Annotated in this window: 19 protein-coding genes and 1 riboswitch; of the genes, 14 read left to right on the forward strand and 5 right to left on the reverse strand. The window is 61.1% G+C overall.

Features of this window, described 5'->3' with window-relative positions:
- Nucleotides 1–20: 20 nt before the first annotated feature.
- The 3 genes from KI797_RS07075 to flgA all read right to left on the reverse strand — a co-directional run bounded on the left by KI797_RS07075 (nucleotide 21) and on the right by flgA (nucleotide 1,454).
- Entirely contained in the window at nucleotides 21–437 is a 417-nt protein-coding gene (locus KI797_RS07075) for a flagella synthesis protein FlgN (protein WP_161507001.1), read from the reverse strand.
- Nucleotides 434–754 (reverse strand): flagellar biosynthesis anti-sigma factor FlgM, encoded by a 321-nt coding sequence (gene flgM / locus KI797_RS07080; RefSeq protein WP_005329758.1) that lies wholly within the window; start codon nucleotides 752–754, stop codon nucleotides 434–436. Before flgM ends, KI797_RS07075 begins: the two co-directional genes overlap by 4 nt.
- Nucleotides 755–848: 94 nt before the next feature.
- On the reverse strand, nucleotides 849–1,454 hold the full coding sequence (gene flgA / locus KI797_RS07085) for a flagellar basal body P-ring formation chaperone FlgA (RefSeq protein ID WP_041207010.1): 606 nt from the start codon (nucleotides 1,452–1,454) through the stop codon (nucleotides 849–851).
- 236 nt (nucleotides 1,455–1,690) lie between these two features.
- Here flgA and KI797_RS07090 point away from each other — a divergent pair, with 236 nt between their 5' ends.
- The 14 genes from KI797_RS07090 (at nucleotide 1,691) to mgtE (ending at nucleotide 16,390) form a co-directional block, all read left to right on the forward strand.
- Nucleotides 1,691–2,602 (forward strand): chemotaxis protein CheV, encoded by a 912-nt coding sequence (locus tag KI797_RS07090; protein ID WP_025327540.1) that lies wholly within the window; start codon nucleotides 1,691–1,693, stop codon nucleotides 2,600–2,602.
- 17 nt (nucleotides 2,603–2,619) lie between these two features.
- The gene (locus KI797_RS07095; RefSeq protein ID WP_005329773.1) at nucleotides 2,620–3,444 is read left to right on the forward strand and encodes a CheR family methyltransferase; all 825 of its coding nucleotides are present in this window, start codon (nucleotides 2,620–2,622) and stop codon (nucleotides 3,442–3,444) included.
- Between the two features lie 62 nt (nucleotides 3,445–3,506).
- Complete coding sequence (gene flgB / locus KI797_RS07100; protein WP_005329774.1) at nucleotides 3,507–3,905, forward strand: flagellar basal body rod protein FlgB; 399 nt, start codon at nucleotides 3,507–3,509, stop codon at nucleotides 3,903–3,905.
- On the forward strand, nucleotides 3,905–4,324 hold the full coding sequence (flgC, locus tag KI797_RS07105) for a flagellar basal body rod protein FlgC (protein WP_226172247.1): 420 nt from the start codon (nucleotides 3,905–3,907) through the stop codon (nucleotides 4,322–4,324). Before flgB ends, flgC begins: the two co-directional genes overlap by 1 nt.
- A 105-nt stretch (nucleotides 4,325–4,429) precedes the next feature.
- The gene (locus KI797_RS07110; protein WP_218409222.1) at nucleotides 4,430–5,179 is read left to right on the forward strand and encodes a flagellar hook assembly protein FlgD; all 750 of its coding nucleotides are present in this window, start codon (nucleotides 4,430–4,432) and stop codon (nucleotides 5,177–5,179) included.
- 10 nt (nucleotides 5,180–5,189) lie between these two features.
- Nucleotides 5,190–6,602 carry a flagellar hook protein FlgE gene (flgE, locus tag KI797_RS07115; RefSeq protein ID WP_226172250.1) on the forward strand — a complete coding sequence of 471 codons (1,413 nt, stop codon included), beginning with the start codon at nucleotides 5,190–5,192 and terminating at the stop codon, nucleotides 6,600–6,602.
- A 144-nt stretch (nucleotides 6,603–6,746) separates the two neighbouring features.
- Complete coding sequence (gene flgF, locus KI797_RS07120; protein WP_226172253.1) at nucleotides 6,747–7,493, forward strand: flagellar basal-body rod protein FlgF; 747 nt, start codon at nucleotides 6,747–6,749, stop codon at nucleotides 7,491–7,493.
- A gap of 93 nt (nucleotides 7,494–7,586) precedes the next feature.
- Nucleotides 7,587–8,375 carry a flagellar basal-body rod protein FlgG gene (gene flgG, locus KI797_RS07125; protein ID WP_005329779.1) on the forward strand — a complete coding sequence of 263 codons (789 nt, stop codon included), beginning with the start codon at nucleotides 7,587–7,589 and terminating at the stop codon, nucleotides 8,373–8,375.
- A 26-nt stretch (nucleotides 8,376–8,401) separates the two neighbouring features.
- The gene (flgH, locus tag KI797_RS07130) at nucleotides 8,402–9,073 is read left to right on the forward strand and encodes a flagellar basal body L-ring protein FlgH (protein ID WP_171276438.1); all 672 of its coding nucleotides are present in this window, start codon (nucleotides 8,402–8,404) and stop codon (nucleotides 9,071–9,073) included.
- A 61-nt stretch (nucleotides 9,074–9,134) separates the two neighbouring features.
- Nucleotides 9,135–10,232, forward strand: a complete 1,098-nt coding sequence (locus KI797_RS07135; protein ID WP_041206051.1) for a flagellar basal body P-ring protein FlgI — start codon at nucleotides 9,135–9,137, stop codon at nucleotides 10,230–10,232.
- A gap of 46 nt (nucleotides 10,233–10,278) precedes the next feature.
- On the forward strand, nucleotides 10,279–11,391 hold the full coding sequence (gene flgJ, locus KI797_RS07140; RefSeq protein WP_180344968.1) for a flagellar assembly peptidoglycan hydrolase FlgJ: 1,113 nt from the start codon (nucleotides 10,279–10,281) through the stop codon (nucleotides 11,389–11,391).
- A 3-nt stretch (nucleotides 11,392–11,394) separates the two neighbouring features.
- Nucleotides 11,395–13,383 carry a FlgK family flagellar hook-associated protein gene (locus KI797_RS07145; RefSeq protein WP_226172256.1) on the forward strand — a complete coding sequence of 663 codons (1,989 nt, stop codon included), beginning with the start codon at nucleotides 11,395–11,397 and terminating at the stop codon, nucleotides 13,381–13,383.
- Nucleotides 13,384–13,386: 3 nt separating this feature from the next.
- The gene (gene flgL, locus KI797_RS07150; protein WP_226172258.1) at nucleotides 13,387–14,595 is read left to right on the forward strand and encodes a flagellar hook-associated protein FlgL; all 1,209 of its coding nucleotides are present in this window, start codon (nucleotides 13,387–13,389) and stop codon (nucleotides 14,593–14,595) included.
- A gap of 157 nt (nucleotides 14,596–14,752) precedes the next feature.
- Nucleotides 14,753–14,922, forward strand: a riboswitch (M-box (ykoK) riboswitch).
- 124 nt (nucleotides 14,923–15,046) lie between these two features.
- On the forward strand, nucleotides 15,047–16,390 hold the full coding sequence (gene mgtE, locus KI797_RS07155) for a magnesium transporter (RefSeq protein WP_226172260.1): 1,344 nt from the start codon (nucleotides 15,047–15,049) through the stop codon (nucleotides 16,388–16,390).
- A gap of 58 nt (nucleotides 16,391–16,448) precedes the next feature.
- Here the strand turns inward: mgtE and ppx are convergent, their stop codons facing one another.
- Entirely contained in the window at nucleotides 16,449–17,939 is a 1,491-nt protein-coding gene (gene ppx / locus KI797_RS07160) for an exopolyphosphatase (RefSeq protein ID WP_226172261.1), read from the reverse strand.
- Nucleotides 17,929–19,998 carry a polyphosphate kinase 1 gene (ppk1, locus tag KI797_RS07165; RefSeq protein WP_182788431.1) on the reverse strand — a complete coding sequence of 690 codons (2,070 nt, stop codon included), beginning with the start codon at nucleotides 19,996–19,998 and terminating at the stop codon, nucleotides 17,929–17,931. Before ppk1 ends, ppx begins: the two co-directional genes overlap by 11 nt.
- Nucleotides 19,999–20,049: the final 51 nt, after the last annotated feature.

Here is a 20,049-nt window from a genome sequence, read left to right on the forward strand (position 1 = left end):
AGAGAAGGAAGAAGAGAGAATTAGGCCTTGATCCCCAGGGAGCGGGTGCCGGAGCGGGTATTGCCCTTGGCGTCATAGGTCAGAGAGTTGCTGTCACGCAGCTTGCTGAGGAAGCTCGCCAACCGGCGATTGGAGATGATGCTGAGTTCGAGCAGCCGACCGTTGAGGTTGTTCTGCTCCTGACAAGCTTCCAGTTTGGCTTGCAGGGCCTGCAACTGGGTCGGGAAGGCGCTGAGTTGTTGCTGCAGATCGGGCAGCTCGGCCAATGTCTTGTCCAGGGTCTCGATGGCCTCAAGCAGTTGCTGCTTGCGCTCGGCCAGCGCCGGCAAGGCTAGAGCCCGGTGTGCCTTGAGCAGGTCAAACTCCTCTGCCAGCAAACCTTGCATCTGGGAGAGGTTGTCGTCCTGGGCGTGCAGCAGCGAAGGCAGTTCCATCATCCCAGCCGTTTGTCCAGGTCTGCTTCGAAGCTGAACATCTTCCTGGCCACGGCTTCGCTGTTGACCTTGTATTCCCCACTGGCCACGGCCTTCTTCAGGCTTTCGACGCGGCTCTCATTACCGGTGGAGGCGGTGTTGAGGGTCTTCTGCATCTGTTGCAATTGCTGCGCCTCACTGGTCAAGGAGACAGAGTCGGTCTTGACGGTCGCCGCGCGATTGCTCTCGGCAGAGGTCGCGGACTTGGCGGCTACACCTTGACTGGTCCCGTTGTTTTGCAACCGGCTGTTTGCCAAGTTGTTGATATTGTTGATAGCCATACGGTTTACCTTCGTCTGCTTTGCTGTTCGCTTACCCGGTTATCGGTGACGGCGGTCAGAACTTTAGAAAAAAATTGCTGCATTAATAAAGCAGTCAGAATGTGACTACCACGGAGCCAACGGCACTGACCTGGCCTTGCACCGCTCTGCCCGAACGAATGTTGACGAGCCTGATCATGTCTCCGAAGCTGCCATCTTGCAAGGCGCGGGCCATGGTTTTGATCTGCATGCTGCTGTTTTCCGCACTCAGGGTGACCTGGTCCCCCTTGCAGACCACGCAGACCTGGGTGAGCCGAATTGGCTGGCCCGGCTTGAGTTCACGCTTGCTGCGGACCCCGATGAGGGCGCTCGGGTCGGTGAGATAGTCACCACGGATCAGGGTCTGATCCTGATAGGCCAGGGTCAGCATGGACTCGCTCAGTATGTCCCCCTTGGCCACGGGAGCCGCGACGGTGACATAGGGCTTCTGAATGCTGACCCGCACCGGAAGATAGAGATCCCAGGGTTTGTCTCCCTCGCACTTGAGGTAGACGGTGGTGTTGCGGCGGATCTCCATCTTGGCCGGGAGGGAGATAGTCAGCCCCTCTTCGCAGTGGTGCAGGGGGAGGCGTTCATCTATGGTGCCGGCTTTCACCTCGGCCTGGGCATCGAGGGGAACATCCAGCTGGTCGAGAACGAACGCCTGTGCCTGCTCCTGCAGATAGTCGGTGACCTCGGATGCCATGGCGTGAGAGAGGCTGCAAAACGGCAGTAAGATGAGGAAAAGTCTATTAATCATTTTTGCTTACCGGTCGATAAGTTGTTCACGTACACCATCGCAGTTAACTATGCTTGCTGCAGATTTCGGTTGTCGAGACATCGATAGTCTGATGCAAGCCAATGTGCATGCACACACAACATGCACGATCAGTGCCAAGCGTTTTTTAGGGAGTGTTTATGGCGAGTATTCTGGACTCGGTCAACCAACGGACCCAGCTGGTGGGACAAAACCGGTTGGAGCTGCTGCTGTTTCGTCTCAACGGACGTCAAAGATTTGGCATCAACGTATTCAAGGTACGTGAGGTGCTGCAGTGCCCTCCCTTGACCGTCATGCCCAAGCTCAACTCCTGCATTCGCGGCGTGGCGCACATTCGCGGCCAGACCATCTCGGTGATCGATCTCAGCATGGCGATGGGCAAGCGCCCCATCCAGGACATCTCCAAGTGCTTCATCATCATCTCCGAGTACAACAGATCCGTTCAGGGATTTCTGGTCCATTCGGTCGAGCGCATCATCAACATGAACTGGGAGTCCATCCTGCCCCCTCCCAAGGGAGCCGGTCGCATCAACTACATGACGGCGGTGACCGAGGTGGATGGCGAGCTGGTGGAGATCCTGGATGTGGAGCGTATTCTCAACGAGATTTCGCCGGTCTCCACCGAGGTGAGTGCCGAGCTGGTGGAAGCCAGCGTGGAGCGCAATCCCCATGGCCGTCCTGTGCTGGTCGCCGACGACTCCTCGGTGGCACGCAAGCAGGTACAGCGGGCGCTGGAAGCCATCGGGGTGCAGTGTGTGCTGGCCAAGGATGGACGGGAGGCCCTCAACATGCTGCTGGAGATGGCCAAGCAGGGCCCCATCCTCGATCAGATTGCCCTGGTCATCTCCGACATCGAGATGCCGGAGATGGATGGCTACACCTTCACCGCCGAGATCCGCAACAATCCCAACCTCAAGGATTTGCATGTTATCCTGCACACATCCCTCAGTGGGGTGTTCAATCAGGCCATGGTGCAGAAAGTTGGTGCGAACAACTTCATTGCCAAATTCCAGCCTGATGAATTGGCCAAGGCCGTACAAGGCGCTCTCTAATAAAGAAGAACAACTGCATGAAGACACTTTCGGACGACTTATACAGGCAATTCAGCAATTTTCTGGCGCAGCAGAGCGGCATAGTGCTGGGTGACAACAAACAGTATCTGGTCAAGAGCCGTCTGTCGCCCTTGATGACTCAGTTTGGTATCGAGAGTCTGTCTGAACTGGTGACCCGGGCGATGAACGTGCGTGAACGGGAGCTCAAGATGGCTGTGGTCGATGCCATGACCACCAATGAAACCCTGTGGTTTCGCGATACCTACCCGTTCCAGCTGCTGAGCGACAAGATTTTCCCCGAGCTCGGCAAGAGTGGTCGTCCCATCAAGATCTGGTCTGCGGCTTCCTCCTCCGGGCAGGAGCCTTACTCCATCGCCATGACGGCGCTGGAGCAGCAGGTCAAACGCCCCGGCACCTTGCCGGGCGGGGTGCAGATAGTGGGGACCGATATCTCTAGCACCATGCTCAACCAGTGCAAGGAAGGGGTGTATGACAGCCTGGCACTGGCCCGCGGCCTGTCTCCCGAGCGCAAGCGGCTGTTTTTTGAGCCCTGCGGCGACAACAAGATGCGGGTATCGGAGCGTGTCAGAAAATTGACCAGCTTCCGGCCCCTGAACCTGCTGGAGAGCTACAGCCTGCTCGGCAAGTTTGACATCATCTTCTGCCGTAACGTGCTCATCTACTTTGCGCCAGAGGTGAAGTCCAAGATCCTCAACCAGTTTGCCAGCAGCCTCAATCCTGGCGGCTATCTGATGCTGGGGGCCTCGGAGTCCCTGGCGGGCCTCACCGACAAGTTCGAGATGATCCGCTGCAACCCCGGCATCGTCTACAAGGTCAAATAACTCCCCCCTCGTCCCTCTTTGGCACACCTCTTGCTAAACATTCGTGAAGCAGGAGGTGCGCTATGGCAATTTCATTCGACAAGGCATTCGGTGTTCACCAGTACACGCTGAGCGTTCGCGCCAAGCGTGCGGAGGTGTTATCGAGCAACATCGCCAACGCGGATACGCCGGGCTTCAAGGCCCGTGACATCAACTTCTCCCAAGCGTTGCAGGATGCCCAGAGCCAGCAAGGGTTCGGGCTGTCCACCACCAGCGAGAAGCATTTCGCCTTGCAGATGGATGCCCCCGGGTCGACCCAGTATCGCAACCCCCTGCAACCGGATACCGGTGACGGCAATACGGTGGATGTGCAACAGGAGCGCAGCGAGTTCCTGCGCAACAGCCTCGAGTACCAGGCCTCCCTCGAATTCATGAATGGCAAGATAAGCGGCCTGCTCAAGGCGTTGAAAGGAGATCAGTAATGAGTTTGTTCAAGGTCTTTGACATTGCAGGCTCTGCCATGAGCGCGCAGTCTGTCCGCCTCAATACGGTGGCCAGCAACATGGCCAACGCCGACAGCGTCAGCTCCAGCGTGGAAAAAACTTACCATGCCAGGCGGCCAGTCTTTGCCGCCCAGCTGGATCAGGCCATGTCCGACAAGCAGGCCTCGGTGGGGGTGGATGTGAAGGGCATCGTCGAGAGCGATGCGCCCCTGCTAAAGGAGTACAACCCGAACCACCCCATGGCGAACAAGGATGGCTTCATCTTCAAGCCCAACGTCAACATGGTGGAGGAGATGGCGGACATGATCGCCGCCTCCCGCAGTTACCAGACCAACGTCCAGGTTGCTGATGCGGCAAAGAAAATGCTGCAGCAGACGCTCGGCCTCGGCAAGTCCTGATAGAGGTGAACCCAGATGACTGAGACTTGTGACGGCCTGCATGACTGCGGCCATGGGGTCGACCCGTACGGCGTGCGGCAAACCCGGACAGAGGGGGAATCATAAGTGGCAGATACCTATGACAGCCTGCTGGGCGTCAACCGGACGACGGCCGCCCAGACCAATACGACCAACACCACGACCCAGAAGAAGGAACTGGATCAGGAGTCCTTCCTGAAGCTGTTGACCATGCAGCTCTCCTACCAGGATCCATTCAAGCCGGTGGACAACGCCCAGATGTTGTCCCAGATGACCTCGATGTCGACCTCCCAGGGGATCAGCAGCCTTTCCACCCAGATGGAGAGCCTCAACAGCCTGATGACCTCCAGCCAAGCGTTGCAGGCCTCTGCCCTGGTGGGCCAGAACGTGCTCATCCCCTCCAACACGGGGTATGTGGAGAAGGGCGGCACCCTCTCCGGCGTCATCGCCACCGGTGACGGTGGCAGCAACGTCAAGGTGACGGTGAAGGACGAGAGCGGCCAGGTGATCAAGGAGTTCTCCCTCGAAGGGGACCATAAGGGAAACGTGGCCTTCGAGTGGGATGGCCTGGACAAATCGGGCAATGCCGCCAAGAGCGGCAAGTATTCGATAGAAGCGCACGCCACCGTGGATGGCAAGTCCGAGAGCGTGCCGGCCCTGACCTATGCCAAGGTTGAGAGTGTCACCCTGGGCACCAGCACCAACCCCAGTACCCTCAAGCTCAAGGGACTGGGTGGCATCTATCTGACCGATGTATTGGAAATTGGCGGGACGTCCGGCAAGTCGGCTACGACCCCGACGCCGACCCCGACCCCGACCTCTAACGCAGTGATCTAAGGAGAAAGACATGTCATTCAACAATGCCCTCAGCGGCATCAATGCGGCTCAGAAAGACCTGAACGTCACCGCGAACAACATTGCCAACGTCAATACCACCGGCTTCAAGGAGTCCCGCGCTGAGTTCGCCGATGTCTACGCCAACTCCATCTTCGTCAATGCCAAGACCCAGGTCGGCAACGGGGTGGCGACGGGGGCGGTGGCGCAGCAGTTCCATCAGGGGGCGCTGCAATTCACCAATAATGCGCTGGATCTAGCCATTCAGGGCAACGGCTTTTTCGTGACCTCCGATGGCCTGACCAACCTGGATCGCAGCTACACCCGCTCCGGCGCCTTCAAACTCAACGAAAGCAGCTACATGGTCAGCAACTCCGGCGGCTACCTGCAGGGGTACGAGATCAATGCCGATGGCACCCCCAAGGCGGTGAGCATCAATGCGACCAAGCCCATCCAGATCCCGGACAGGGCCGGCGAGCCGGTCCAGACCTCGAAGATCGAAGCCAATTTCAACCTGCCGTCCACCGCCTCTCCACTGACGGCGGGGGGGACGCCCTATACACCTCCGGCCCTCCCTCCGGCGGATGCTTCCAAGTTCGATCCCAAGGATTCGGACACCTACTCCTCTTCCACTTCGGTGGTGGTCTACGACTCCCTGGGGGAGCCGCACACCATCACCCAGTACTTCACCAAGGAAGCTGATCCGCTAGACCCGGCCAAAGCGGCGGTGCCGACTGCCTGGCGTATGTACCTCTATCAGGGGGACAAGCCCATCGACATCTCGGGTGGTGCCCCCACCGCCATGGCTGCCGGCTTGAACCAGGCCCCCCTGAGTGCCCGCGTCACCTTCGACGCCTCCGGCAAGATGGTCACCCCGACTGATCCTGCGGTGATCAAGACGGTCTCATTAGGTTCACCTGCTGCAGGTACACCGGTTACTGGAGAGCCAGGTGCTGGCATCATTACCAATGGTGCAGATGGGACTCAACAGTTTGAAATAAAGCTCGGCACCGTGACCCAGTATGCCTCGCCGTTTGAAGTCAACAAATTGACCCAGGATGGCTCCACCGTCGGCCGGCTGACCAAGGTGGAGATCGGGGCGGACGGCATAGTCTCCGCCACTTACAGCAACGCCACCACCGTCAAAGTGGCCATGGTGGCCATGGCTAAGTTCGCCAACTCCCAGGGGCTGACCCAGGTGGGGGACACCTCCTGGCGCCAGTCCCTGCTCTCCGGCGATGCCCTGCCGGGCACTCCGAACTCGGGCACCTTCGGCTCCATCAAGTCGTCGGCGCTGGAGCAGTCCAACGTGGACCTGACCACCGAGCTGGTGGACCTCATCACCGCCCAGCGCAACTTCCAGGCCAACTCACGCTCGCTGGAAGTGAACAGCTCCCTGCAGCAGAGCATACTGCAGATCCGCTAAGGTTTTTGCGGTTGCAAGGGGCGCTCATGCGCCCCTTGTCGTTTCCGGCATAGTGTTTTTTCCTCCCCTGTTTCTCCATTCTTCCGCTCTTGGCACTCAATTTGCAGTTGTCCTGCGAGAGTCATCTGTTTGACGGAGGATCACATGGATCACCTGCTTTATATCGCCATGTCAGGAGCCAAGGAGAACATGAACAGCCTGGCTGTGCGTGGCAACAACCTGGCCAATGCCAACACCATCGGCTTCAAGTCTGATTTCGAGCAGGCGCGCAGCATGCAGGCGTTTGGCGAAGGACTGCCCACGCGGGTGTTCGCCATGACGGAGCGACCGGGTCAGAACCTGCAGCACGGCCTGCTGCAGACCACGGGGCGGGATCTTGACGTCGCCGTCGACGGCCCGGGCTGGATTGCGGTGCAGGATCCCAATGGAGCAGAGGCCTATACCCGCATGGGCAACCTGCAGCTCAATGCCGCCGGCAATCTGCAGACCTCGGCCGGGCTCAATGTGGTGGATGACGCCGGTCAGCCCATCGTGCTGCCGTTGCCCATGGAGAAGATCGAGATCAACCGGGATGGCACCATCAGCGGCCGTCCCGAGGGCGCCGCTGCCAACCTGCCGGAGGATTTCCAGCGCATCAAGCTGGTCAATCCGCCGAGCGATGCGGTGGAGAAGGGCCAGGATGGCCTGTTTCGCCGCAAGGATGGCCAGGCGGAGGCCGCGTCTGCCGACGTGGGCCTGATCGCCGGTTCCCTCGAGGGGAGCAACGTCAACGTGGTCGACGAGATGACCAACCTTATTCGCTTGCAACGTCAGTTTGAAACTCAGGTCAAGATCATGAAGACCGCCGAGGAGAACGACGAGGCACAAACCCAGCTGCTGCGTATCAGCTAATCAAGGAGCATGACATGAACTCTGCACTCTGGATTCGCACATCAAAAGATGACATGACCCTGCACCCTAGATCCGCTAATTAAGGAAGATGAAATGAATCCTGCACTCTGGATCAGCAAGACCGGCCTCGATGCCCAGCAGACCAACATCTCGGTCACCTCGAACAACCTGGCGAACGCCAGCACCGTGGGCTACAAGAAGGCTCGCGCCATCTTTGAGGATCTGCTCTATCAAAACGTCAACCAGCCCGGTGGCCGCTCCTCGGCAGACACCGAACTGCCCTCCGGCCTGATGCTGGGGGCGGGGGCCAAGGTGGTCGCCACCCAGAAAAACCACAGTCAGGGCAACGTCCAGACCACGGACAACTCCCTGGATCTGATGATAAGCGGCCGTGGTTACTTCGAAATCCAGCTGCCGGACGGCAGCGCGGCCTACACCCGCAACGGCCAGTTCACCCTCAATGACGAGGGCACCATCGTCACCCCGGGCAACGGCTACCCGCTGCAGCCGGAGATCCAGATCCCCGAGAACGCCCAGAGCGTGACGGTGGGGGAGGATGGTCAGGTGTCGGTACAGCTCAAGGGGGATGGCCAGTCCCAGGTGGTGGGCCAGATCAATACCACGGATTTCGTCAACCCCACCGGCCTGCAACCCATGGGGGAAAACCTCTTCGTCGAGACCCAGTCCAGCGGCGCCCCCATTCAGGGGACGGCCGGTGCGGACGGGCTCGGAGTCATCAAGCAGGGGATGCTGGAGACCTCCAACGTCAACGTGACCGAGGAGCTGGTAAACCTGATCCAGGCCCAGCGGGTCTATGAGATGAACTCCAAGGTCATCTCGGCAGTTGACTCGATGATGTCCTTCCTGACCCAGCGCACCTAATCCAGCCACCTAAGCGGAGACGCATGATGAAAGTCATCTGGATGCTGGGCCTGCTGATGTTGGCAGGCTGCAGCAGCACCCCCAATACCGCCAGGCCCGACGACCCCGAATTCGCCCCCGTGTATGGCGAGTCGGAGCCGGTGTCGGTGCGCCCGACCGGGGCCATCTTCCAGCCCGAGCAGGTCAACGGCATCTACTCGGACATCAAGGCCCATCGGGTGGGCGACATCATCACCATCGAGCTGGCGGAGTCGACCTCGGCGTCGAAGAAGGCCAACACCCAGAGCGGCAAGGACAACAAGATGGAGCTGGAACCCGTCACCCTGGGCGGGGTGCCAGTGACGGCGAGCCCCTATGACCTGTCTGCCTCCATCGGCCAGAGCAGTGCGTTCAAGGGTCAGGCCAAGGCGGACCAGAGCAACAGTCTGCAGGGCAACATCTCGGTCAGCGTGGTCAAGGTATTGCCGAACGGCAACCTGTTGGTCCGTGGCGAGAAGTGGATCATGCTCAACAACGGCAACGAATATATCCGCATCACCGGACTGGTGCGCCCGGAGGACGTGAGCTCGGAGAACAGCGTCTCGTCCCAGCGGGTCGCCAACGCGCGCATCCATTACGGTGGCACCGGCGATCTGGCCAACACCCAGGAACAGGGGTGGCTGACCAGCTTCTTCAACGGCCCCTGGTGGCCCATTTAATACTCGGACCCCGGGTCGCCAACGAAGACCCGGGGCCAGGATGGTTTAGTCAGGAGATGTCATGAACCGACTCCGTTTGCTCGGCCTGCTGTGCTGTATCTTGCCGTTCGGGCTGGCGCACGCCTCCCGCATCAAGGATCTCAGCTCGGTGGAAGGGGTGCGTAGCAACCAGTTGATCGGCTACGGTCTGGTGGTGGGCCTGCCCGGCACGGGCGAGAAGAACAACGCCTTCACCGAGCAGACCTTCAGGACCATGCTCAACAACTTCGGCATCAAGGTGCCGGACAACATCAAGCCCAAGATCAAGGACGTGGCGCCGGTCGCCATCCACGCCGATCTGCCCCCCTTCTCCAAGCCGGGTCAGACCATAGACGTCACCGTCTCCGCCATCGGCGAGGCGAAGAGCCTGCGCGGCGGCACCCTGCTCCAGACCTTCCTCAAGGGGCTGGACGGCCGCGTCTATGCGGTGGCCCAGGGCAGCCTGGTGGTCGGTGGTCTCGGGGCCGAGGGGGCGGATGGCTCCAAGGTAGTGGTCAATACCCCGACCGTGGGGCGCATCGCCAACGGGGCGACCGTGGAGCGTGAGGTGCCGAACTCCTTCGCCCAGGGGGACACCATCACCTTCAACCTGAACCGGCCAGATTTTACCACTGCCCGGCGGGTAGCCGACGTGGTCAACGATCTGGTGGGCCCGAACACGGCCCAGGCGCTGGACGCGACCTCGATCAAGGTGTTCGCGCCGCGGGATCCGAGTCAGCGAGTCTCTTACCTCGCCACCATCGAAAATCTGGAAGTGGATCCGGCCACCGAGTCCGCCAAGATCATCGTCAACTCGCGCACCGGCACCATCGTCATTGGCAGCGAGGTCAAGTTGCGGCCAGCCGCCATCAGCCATGGGGGACTGACGGTCACCATCGCCGAAAACCAGCAGGTCTCCCAACCCAATCCGCTGGCCGGCGGTCAGACGGCCGTCACCAACAACTCCACCATCAACGTGCAGCAGGAGCCGGGACGTATGTTCAAGCTCGACACCGGCGCGACCCTGGACGATCTGGTGCGGGCGGTGAATCAGGTGGGGGTCGCCCCCGGCGATCTGATGGCGATCCTGGAGGCCCTGCAGCAGGCGGGTGCGATCCAGGGTCAACTGGTCATTTTGTAATTTCTTGAGCGGCAAGCGGTTGCCACGGGCGGCAAAGAGGTAGGTTATGGCAGAGTTCGACACCCAGAGCGGTATCAATCTTGGCATGGTGCAGGACGTTCAGAACCTGGACAAGCTGCGCCAGATGAGCCTGAGCAAGGAAGGGAAGCAAGAGGCACTGATGGCGGCTGCCCGCCAGTTCGAGTCCATCTTCACCCAGACCCTGTTCAAGGGGATGCGCCAGGCCAACTCGGTGCTGACCGAAGACAACCCGATGAACAGCAGTTACACCCAGTTCTACGAGGGGATGCTGGATGAGCAGCGGGTCGCGGACATGTCGAGCAAGGGGGGCCTTGGCATCGCCGAGATGGTGGCCAAGCAGTTCTCCCCCGAGAAGACCTTTACCCACAATGACGGCCGGGTCCTCAAGTTGCCCCAGCGGACCGAGCGGGTCTACAAACCCTATCAACCCCCCAGCGCCTCCAACGATCTGATTGCAGCCTCCAAAGTTGGCAAAGATTTTGCTGATAACGAAATGAAGAGCGAGATGAAGGGAGGGGTAAATGGGGCCGAGCCTCCGTTGACCCTGCCCAGACGCCCCCATCGCACCGTGCCACCCATGGGCAGCAGCCCGCGGGCATCGGCCCTGGACGGGAGCGCCAAGGTGTTTGACAGTCCGGAAGAGTTCGTCGAGCGCCTGATGCCGCTGGCCAAGAAGGCGGCGGACAAGCTGGGGCTGAGCCCGGCGGTACTGGTGGCCCAGGCCGCCCTTGAGAGTGGCTGGGGCAAGCGGGTGATCAAGGACGGGGAGGGGCAGATGAGCCACAACTTGTTCGGCATCAAGGCGGATCCGCGCTGGGAAGGACCCAGGGCCGTGGTGAGCACCCTGGAGTACGAGCAAGGAGTGGCGTCGCGGCAGAAGGCGGCGTTTCGATCCTACGAATCGTTTGAAGAGAGCTTCAACGACTATGTGGACTTCCTGACCTCGGGGACCCGCTACAAGGGCGCGCTGGCCAAAGTGGACAGCCCGGATCGCTACTTCGAGGCGCTGCAGCAGGCCGGTTATGCCACCGATCCCCAGTACGCCAGCAAACTGAAACAGGTATTGCGCAGTGATGCCATCGCCGGCTACTCGTCACCCGGCAACACTGCGACCAGGAACACAGAGATGGAGCTGTAAGCTATGGCAAGCGATCTGCTTGGAATCGGGACTTCGGGTGTGTTGGCCCAGCAGCGGCTGCTGCAGACCACCAGCAACAACATAGTGAACGTCAACAGCCAGGGCTATGTACGTGAACGCACCCTGATCTACACCAATTCCGTCGGATTGGGCACGAGCGACATGGTGAGCGAGCGGGTCATCAACGCCTACGCCCAGGCTGAGGTGCGCCGGGATACCTCCGCCTACCATGCCGCAGGCTCTCGCTACGATCAGCTGTTCGAGATCGACAGCCTGCTGGGGGATGCCAGCAACAGCGTGGGCACCACCATCACCTCCTACTTCAAGGCCTTCCACACCGCCAACGAATCGCCGGCGGAAGTGGGCGGGCGCAAGACCACCCTGAGCGAGCTCAACGGCATGGTGGACCGCTTCCACACCCTCTCCGCCCAGCTCGACAAGCAAAGCGACACCATCAACGCCACCATAGGGGACGAGACGGACAGGATGAACAGCCTGCTGAGCAGCATCAACGATCTGAACCAGGCCATCATCCGCACCCAGGGTTCGCCGGAAGAGAACCTGATGCTGTTCGATCAGCGTGATGAGGCGATCCGCCAGCTCTCCGAGAAGATGGAAGTCCGCACCGTGACCCAACCCAACGGCAGCATGCTGGTCAACATGAGCACGGGGCACTCCCTGGTGCTGGACGGCGGCGTGGCCCAGTTCAAGGTGGTGCCGGGCAGCCCGGACTCCCGGGATACGAGGCTTCAGCTGACCCTGGGGGCTAACCAGGCCAACATCAATGTCAAGGATCTGGGAGGCGCCATCGGCGGCCTCTTCACGGCGCGCAACGATCTGGAGCCCGCCAAGCGGGAGCTGGGCCAGCTGGCGGTCGCCATGGCCGATGCCATGAACCAGCAGAATCGTCTCGGCATGGATCTGGACAACGAGCTGGGGGGGGACCTCTTCTCCCTCAAGGGGAGCCAGGGGCTCCCCTATGCCGGCAACCAGGGCAACGGCGCCGCCAGCGTCAACTTCGTGCCTGGCAAGGGCTCGGAAGTGACTACCTTCGACTACGAAGTGCAGTTCAACAGTGCCACCGGTTACGAGGTCTTCTCCATCGACGGCTCAGGCCAGCGGACCTCGGTGGCGACCGGCACCACGCCCCCCGCCACCTTTGAGGTGGCCGGACATGGCATCGAGATAGACCTGTCCGGCACCCCGGTCGGGGGCGACAAGATAGTGCTGCAACCCACCAGGCATGCTGCAGCCAACCTCGAGGCCGCGATCACCCGGCCGGAAGACATTGCGTTGGCATCCCCCATCAAGGCGGACAAGAACGCCCAGAACCTGGGCTCGGGCGAGATCAAGGTGAGCGGCGTCTACAACACGGGGGCGGGGTCGGGCTTTGGCACCAACACCCTGGACCCGAGCGCTCCCCAGGTCATCAAGATCGACGACAGCGGCAACTACGAGGTCTATGACAAGAACAACAACCTGCTCGGCGTGGCCCCCGCCTCCAGCAAGGGGCAGAACCTGATGACCGCCCTCGAGATGCCGCTGGGCACACCCATAGTGCTGGTCCCGACCCCGGGCTACGACTTCAGCATCACCGGCAAGGTGGAGGCCAACGACAGCTTCACGCTGAGTTACAACAAGGACGGGTTTGCCGACAACGCCAACGGGCTGGCACTGGCGGAGCTGCAGAACAAGGAGCTGGTGCGAAAGAACAACAACGCCGCCACCAGCAACGACAAGATGACCTTCAACGACGCCTACAGTGGCCTGGTGACCGGGGTGGGCAACAAGGCCAGCCAGGCCAAGACCCTGCTGCAGGCCAACGAGGCCAAGCTGACCCAGAGCACCGCCATCTTCGAGAGCGTCTCCGGTGTCAACCTGGAGGAGGAGGCGGCCAACCTCATCCGCTTCCAGCAGTCCTACGCCGCCTCGGCCCAGATAGTGAACACCGCCAAGACCATCTTCGATACCCTGCTGTCGTCCGTGAGGTAACCCATGCGCATCACCACCAACATGATCTACGACCGCAACCTGGCCACCATGAGCAAGGTGAGCGAGCGTCAGAATACCGCCTACAACCAGCTGATGACGGGGGAGAAGTTCTCCCGGGCGGGGGAAGACCCCTCTGGCATGGGCCAGAAGATGGCGCTCACCAAGGAGATCGATCTCTTCAAGCAGTACGGCGTCAACGGCAGCTTGCTGGAGAACAGCCTGGGCCACGAGGATACGGTGCTCACCTCCCTCAACAACGCCATGCTGAGTGCCCAGACCCTGATCCAGAAGGCGAATAACTCCGCCATGGGCGCCGAGGAGCGCAACGCCATTGCAAGTGAATTGGAGGGGCTGCAAAAGCAGATGTTCGACCTGATGAACAGCAAGAACTCCCAGGGGGAGTTCATCTTCGGCGGCAACCAGAGCAAGACCCAGCCCTTCGTCAAGAACGTCAGCGGCAACTACGTGTTCCAGGGGGACACGGGTCAGCGCAGCATCCAGGTCTCACCTACGGTGCAGATCCCGGCCAACGACTCCGGCTTCGATCTGTTCGAGACGGTGGCGACCCGTCGCACCGCCAGCGCCGTCAGCACCAACATCCAGGTGGGGATCGGGGATCAGGGGAATTTCGAGAGCTTCTATCGCAACAATTATGACTCCTCTCTTGCCAGCAATTCGTTCACCGTGAGCACGGTCGCGGGCCCGCCGGATACTTACGAGATCACGGACAGCGGCGGCACAGTCGTGCAAAACGGGGGCTACAGCGCGGGCAACAAGATCGCCTTCAACGGGCTGGAGCTGAGCCTGGATCTGCCGGCAGGGGGGGCGGATCAGACCTTCGTGCTGGACAAGCCGAAGAACGACAGCGTGCTCAACGGCATGTCCGACTTCCTCACTGCCCTGCGCGACCCCAGCCTCTCGGCTGATGGCTTCCAGTTGGCGGTGGCGGATGCCACCACCCATATGAACAACGCCAGGACCAAGATAGACAGGGGGCTCGGTGAGTTGGGTGGCCGGATGAACAGCCTGGAGCAGGTGATGGGGTCGAACGATGGCCTCAGCACCTTGAACCAGCAGGCGCGGGCCAAGGTATCCGAGGCGGACATGTACGAGGTGATTGCGGCGCTCTCCAAGGAGGACGCGGCCATGAGCGCCTCCCAGCTCGCCTTCAGCAAAATAAGCAAGCTGACCCTGTTCGATTACATCCGCTGATGGCTAGCCCCCCCGGGCAGGGGGAGTCCGCTCTCCTCCTGCCCCTTTTCCCTCCAATTTGTAACAACCCGTTGCCAGAGGCCCCACGAGCCTTGACTCGACCCGCCCCGGCGCCGATGATGCCGCCCGCACCTCCTCAGGGTGGTGCGCATTGTTTGCAGCATCTCGTTAGGCGAGGCTCCTGCATAAACACAGGCCACTGATCTCACGACGTCCAGAGACGCCCAAGATCAGGACAGTTTTCATCGGATTAAGGTGTCAACCCAAGTGGCTTCCGGCATGCCGGATACGTTATGCAGTGCTAAAGCTGGTACGTGGGGATGAAAACACGCCGGACGGCGTCATTTCCTGCCTGTTACTCGTCAATCAAATTGCTGTTTTCTTGTCGACAGCGACCGGTGTGAGCCGGTTGCCTTCAGGCTCTGCCTGAAATCACATGAGGATATCTGTGATGAAGAAAACACACACCCTGCTCAACCGTCATCAACTGCTCGATCTCGCCGCTCTGCAGGGCTGGCTCGACCACAACCTGGACCCGGTGCAGCGGGCCGATCAACTGCTGACCCTGCGCCCGGAAGAGCTCAACTGCGTCTTCGATACCCTGCCTGTGCCGCGAGGGGCCGCCCTGCTCGGCGCCCTGTCGGCGGAGAGCGCAGGCCAGCTGCTGCTGCGCCTGCATGGCAGCATAGTGGGCGTGCTGCAGGAGGCCATTCCCCGGCGCGAGATGGTGGCCATCTTGCGCAAGCTGGGTGCTCAGGATCGCACCAGGCTGCTGACCCGCTTCCCGACCCAGGCGCAGGCCATCTATGCCTCCTTGTTGGATTGGCCGAGCGAGTCGGTCGGTGCCAACATGCGCCACGAATACCTGGCCGTCGATCAGGGAACCACGGTGGAGAGCGCCAAGCGGCGGATCCACGACGCCTGGGACAAGGCCCAGCTGTTTCAGCACCTCTATGTGGTCGACGGCGAGCAGCGCCTGCTTGGCAGCGTCTCCCTCAAGTCCCTGCTGATCGCCGATCCCCGGCGGCCGGTGAGCGAGCTGATGGAGCGGGAGGCGGTGCGGATCAACGCCCGGGCGGATCAGGAGCTGGCCGCCCGCCTGCTGATCGATCGCGACATCTCGACCCTGCCGGTGGAGGATCAGGGGCGCCTGGTGGGGGTCTTCCACGTGGATGACGCCGCCGACATCCTGGAGCTCGAATCCACCGAGGATGCGGAGTTGCAGGGGGGCTCATCCCCCCTGGATACCCCCTATCTGCAGGCCACTCCCTGGCAGCTGTGGCGCAAGCGGGTGGGCTGGCTGCTGATCCTGTTCGTGGCGGAGGCCTACACGGGGACAGTGCTGCGGGCCTTCGAGGAGCAGCTGGAGGCGGCCATCGCCCTGGCCTTCTTCATCCCCCTGCTGATCGGCACCGGCGGCAACAGCGGCACCCAGATCACCACCACCATAGTGCGGGCCATGGCGGTGGGGGAGGTGAGCCTGAAGAACCTCGGCACAGTGCTGAGAAAAGAGCTCTCCACCGGTCTGCTCATCTCGGCCGCCATTGCGTTGGCCGCCTGGGTACGGGCCTGGAGCCTGGGGGTGGGTCCCCAGATCGGCATGGTGGTCACCCTCACCATCATCGCCATCGTGCTCTGGAGCGCCGCGGTCGCCTCCATCATCCCCATGGTGCTGCGTCGCCTGCGCATCGATCCGGCTGTGGTTTCTGCCCCCTTCATCTCCACCCTGGTGGATGGCACCGGCCTCATCATCTATTTCGAAATCGCCAAGTGGCTGCTGCCCGAGCTGCAGTGACATCGACAGAAAGCAAAAAGGCAGCCATCGGCTGCCTTCTTTCGTTTGAGGTGAACGATCACCCGAGCTGGAACAGCAGGGGCCAGCCCTGCTCCTGGCAATAGCGGTGCTCCTTCTCCAGGTTCTGGATCAGCAGGCGGTTCTCCTCGCACCAGTCGGTGGGCAGGGTGACCACCAGCTGATCCCCGGCGGCCTGCACCCGCCACTCTGGCAGCAGGTTGTCCTGGCGCCTGTGGTGGGCCGCCACCGCGAGGCGCAGGATGCGGATGCAGCGCAGCACCGTCTGCTCGTCGTGGTTGGGCAGGGCGGGCAGCTCGGAGAGCTTGAGCCCCTTGCGCTGGAAGCGCACCAGGGCCGCCAGCAGGGCCTGATCGTCCTGGTTGAAACCGGGCAGATCCGTGTTTTGCAGGATGTAGGCGGAGTGGCGATGGATGCCGCTGTAGTTGATGGCAAGGCCGATCTCGTGCAGCCGCGCCGCCCAGCCGAGGATGGCGCGATAGGGCTCGATGGGCATTTCCCAGGGATCGCTCAGGGCGTCGAACAGATCGAGGACGCTCCGCTCCACCCGGGTGGCCTGGCGCTTGTCGATGTGATAGTGGGAGCTGAGGGCCAGCGCGGTGCGCTCGCGAATGTCGTGGTGCTGAAGGCGCTCCTCGAACTCATAGAGCAGCCCCTCGCGTAGGGCACCGTCGGAGTACTCCATCCGCTCGATGGGCAATGAGGTGAAGAGCCCGAGCAGTATGGCCACGGCGGCGGCAAAGACTCCCTGGCGCTCCTCGGTGAGGCCGACGAGTTTGAGCTGGTCGACCCGCTTGTGCTTGAGCATCTCTTCTTTCAGCCGCTCCAGTCCCGCCAGCGTGATGGCTCCATCGGTCCACTCCTCCCCCTGCAAGACGTCGCGCACGGTTCGAATGGAGCCCGAGCTGCCGAGACAGCTCTGCCAGCCCAGCTTGCGGTACTGGTTGATGATGGGAGCGAGCTGGTGCTGCGCCTCCAGCACGGCGCCGTTGAAGGCCTTCTCGCTCAGCTTGCCGTTCCCAAAGAAGCTCTGGGTGAAGCTGACGCAGCCCATCTTGCGGCTGGTGAGGGCCTTGTGTTCGAATCCCTCGCCGATGATGAGTTCGGTGCTGCCGCCACCTATGTCCACCACCAGCACCTGGCCCTCGATGTGCTGGGTATGGGCGACCCCCTGATAGATGAGGCGGGCCTCTTCCTGGCCGCTGATGATTTCGATGGGGTGGTTCAGCACCTCGGCCGCCTCGCGCACGAAGTCGCGGGCATTGCTGGCACGGCGCAATGTGTAGGTGCCGGCGATGCGGATCTGATCCGGCTTGATGTTGGTGAGGCGCTCGGCGAACAGGGCGAGGCAGTCGAGCCCCCGTGCCATGGCCTCCGGGGACATGCGGCGCTGCTCATCCATCCCCTCGGCGAGGCGAACCCGCTCCTTGATGCGATCGACGATCTGCATCCGCCCCTCGTTGAGGCGGGCGATGACCATGTGGAAGCTGTTCGACCCCAGATCGACAGCGGCGTACAGACTATTGTCCATTGTTTGACTCGATACGTTTGAGATAGTCGTAAATCGCAACCTGGGAGCGAACCTTGCGGCGGTTGCCCCGCTTCACGTACTCGTTCTTCTGGTCGGCATCGATGACCCGCGCCTTGCAGGTGTCGCTCAGTTGCAGATCGAGGATGTCCAGGATGCGCTGTTTCAGCCGCTCGTCGTAGATGGGGGTACCCACCTCGATCCGGCCGTCGATGTTGCGGCTCATCCAGTCGGCACTGGAGATGAACAGCTGGGGGTTGCCCTTGTTGTGGAACACCATCACCCGGGGGTGCTCGAGGAAGCGGTCTATGATGCTGATGACCTGGATGTTGTCACTGAGGCCAGGCACCCCGGGACGCAGCGCGCACATGCCACGGATGATCATCTGGATGGGCACCCCGGCCTGACCGGCGGCATAGAGTCGGTTGATGAGGTCTCTGTCCACCAGGTTGTTGATCTTGAGGGTGATACCGCAGGGCTGGCCCGCCTTGGCGTTGGCCAGCTCGTTGTCGATGAGACGATAGAGCTGGCGACGGCAGTTGATGGGGGAGACCAGCAGGTGGTTGAATTTGTAACGTTTATAGGGGTACTCGATGTATTCGAACACCCCCTCTACCTCGGCGGTGATGTCCGGGTGGCGGGTCAGCAGGGAGAAGTCGGTGTAGATCTTGGCGGTCTTCTCGTTGAAGTTGCCGGTGCCGATATGGGCGTAGCGCACCGCCTCGCCATTTTCGTGGCGGGTGATGAGGCAGAGCTTGGAGTGGATCTTGAGGCTCGGCACCCCGAACACCACCTTGACCCCCGCATCGGTCAGGATATTGGCCCAGTCGATGTTGGCCGCCTCGTCGAAGCGGGCGCGCAGCTCCACCACTACTGTCACCTTCTTGCCGTTGTTGGCGGCGTCGATGAGGGAGTGGATGATCCGTGACTTCTTGGCAACCCGGTAGATATTGATGCGAATGGCGCTCACCGCCGGATCGAACGCCGCCTGGCGTACCAGCTCGGTGAAGTGGTGGAACTTGTGGTAGGGGTAGTAGAGCAGTATGTCCTGCTTGGTGATGGCGTCGAAGGCGTTGACGAAGCCATCGAAATCACGGCAATCCAGGGCCGGCAGCTTGGGATTTTCCAGATAGTCCCGGCCCACGTTGGGGAAGCCGATGAAATCCTTGAAGTTGTGATAGCGCCCGCCCGGCATGATGGCGTCGTAGGAGCTGATCTGCAGCTTGAGCTTCAAGAAGCTTATCATGGCCGCAGGCATCTCCCGCTCGTAGACGAAGCGCACCGGCATGGCGGTGAGGCGCTGCTTCAGGCCATCACTCATCTTGTCCACCAGGCTCAGATCCAGCTGATCGGAGAGATCGTACTCGGCATCCCGGGTCAGCTTGACCGCATAGGCCGCTATCTCGTCGTAGTCGAAGAAGCCCTTGAAGATCTCGTCCAGGCAGAAGCGGATGACGTTATCCAGGATGATGATCTGCTTCTTGCGGCGGGTTCCCTCCGGCGGCAGCTGGAAGAAGCGGGGCAGGTCGTCGGTCGGTACCTCCACCAGGGCGTACTGGATCACCTGGCCGTTCTTCTTCATCTCGACGGCGAGATAGGTGTGCTCGTCTTTGAGGAACTTGACCGGGTTGACCTCCTTGTTGAGGAGGATGGGGATGATATGACGCAGCACCTTCTCCTTGAAGAAGACCCGCAGCCATTGCTGGATCGCCTCGGAGAGCTGGTTTTCATTCACCAGGAAGATGTTGTGGCGGGCCAGGGCGATCAGCAACTCCTTGTAGGTGTTGTCAAACGCCTCGCCGAGCGCCATTACCTTCTGCTGGATGGCGCGCAGCAACACCTTGGCCTCGTCGTCGCCACCGTGCACCTCGTTGATGAGGATGCGGCGCTTGACGTCAGAGACCCGGACCTTGAAGAACTCGTCCTGGTTGGAGGAGAAGATCCCCAGAAAACGGACCCGCTCGATGAGGGGGACCGTCTTGTCCATTGCCTCTTGCAACACCCGTTCATTGAATGAGAGCCAGCTAAGCTCTTTCTCTTCATACTGCCTGTCGGTGCTCATCTGGTGCCTCTGTGCTCAGGTTGCGTCTGCGCGGAAGTTATGGCGTCAAAC

Source organism: Aeromonas media, assembly GCF_020423125.1.
GTDB lineage: Bacteria > Pseudomonadota > Gammaproteobacteria > Enterobacterales > Aeromonadaceae > Aeromonas > Aeromonas media.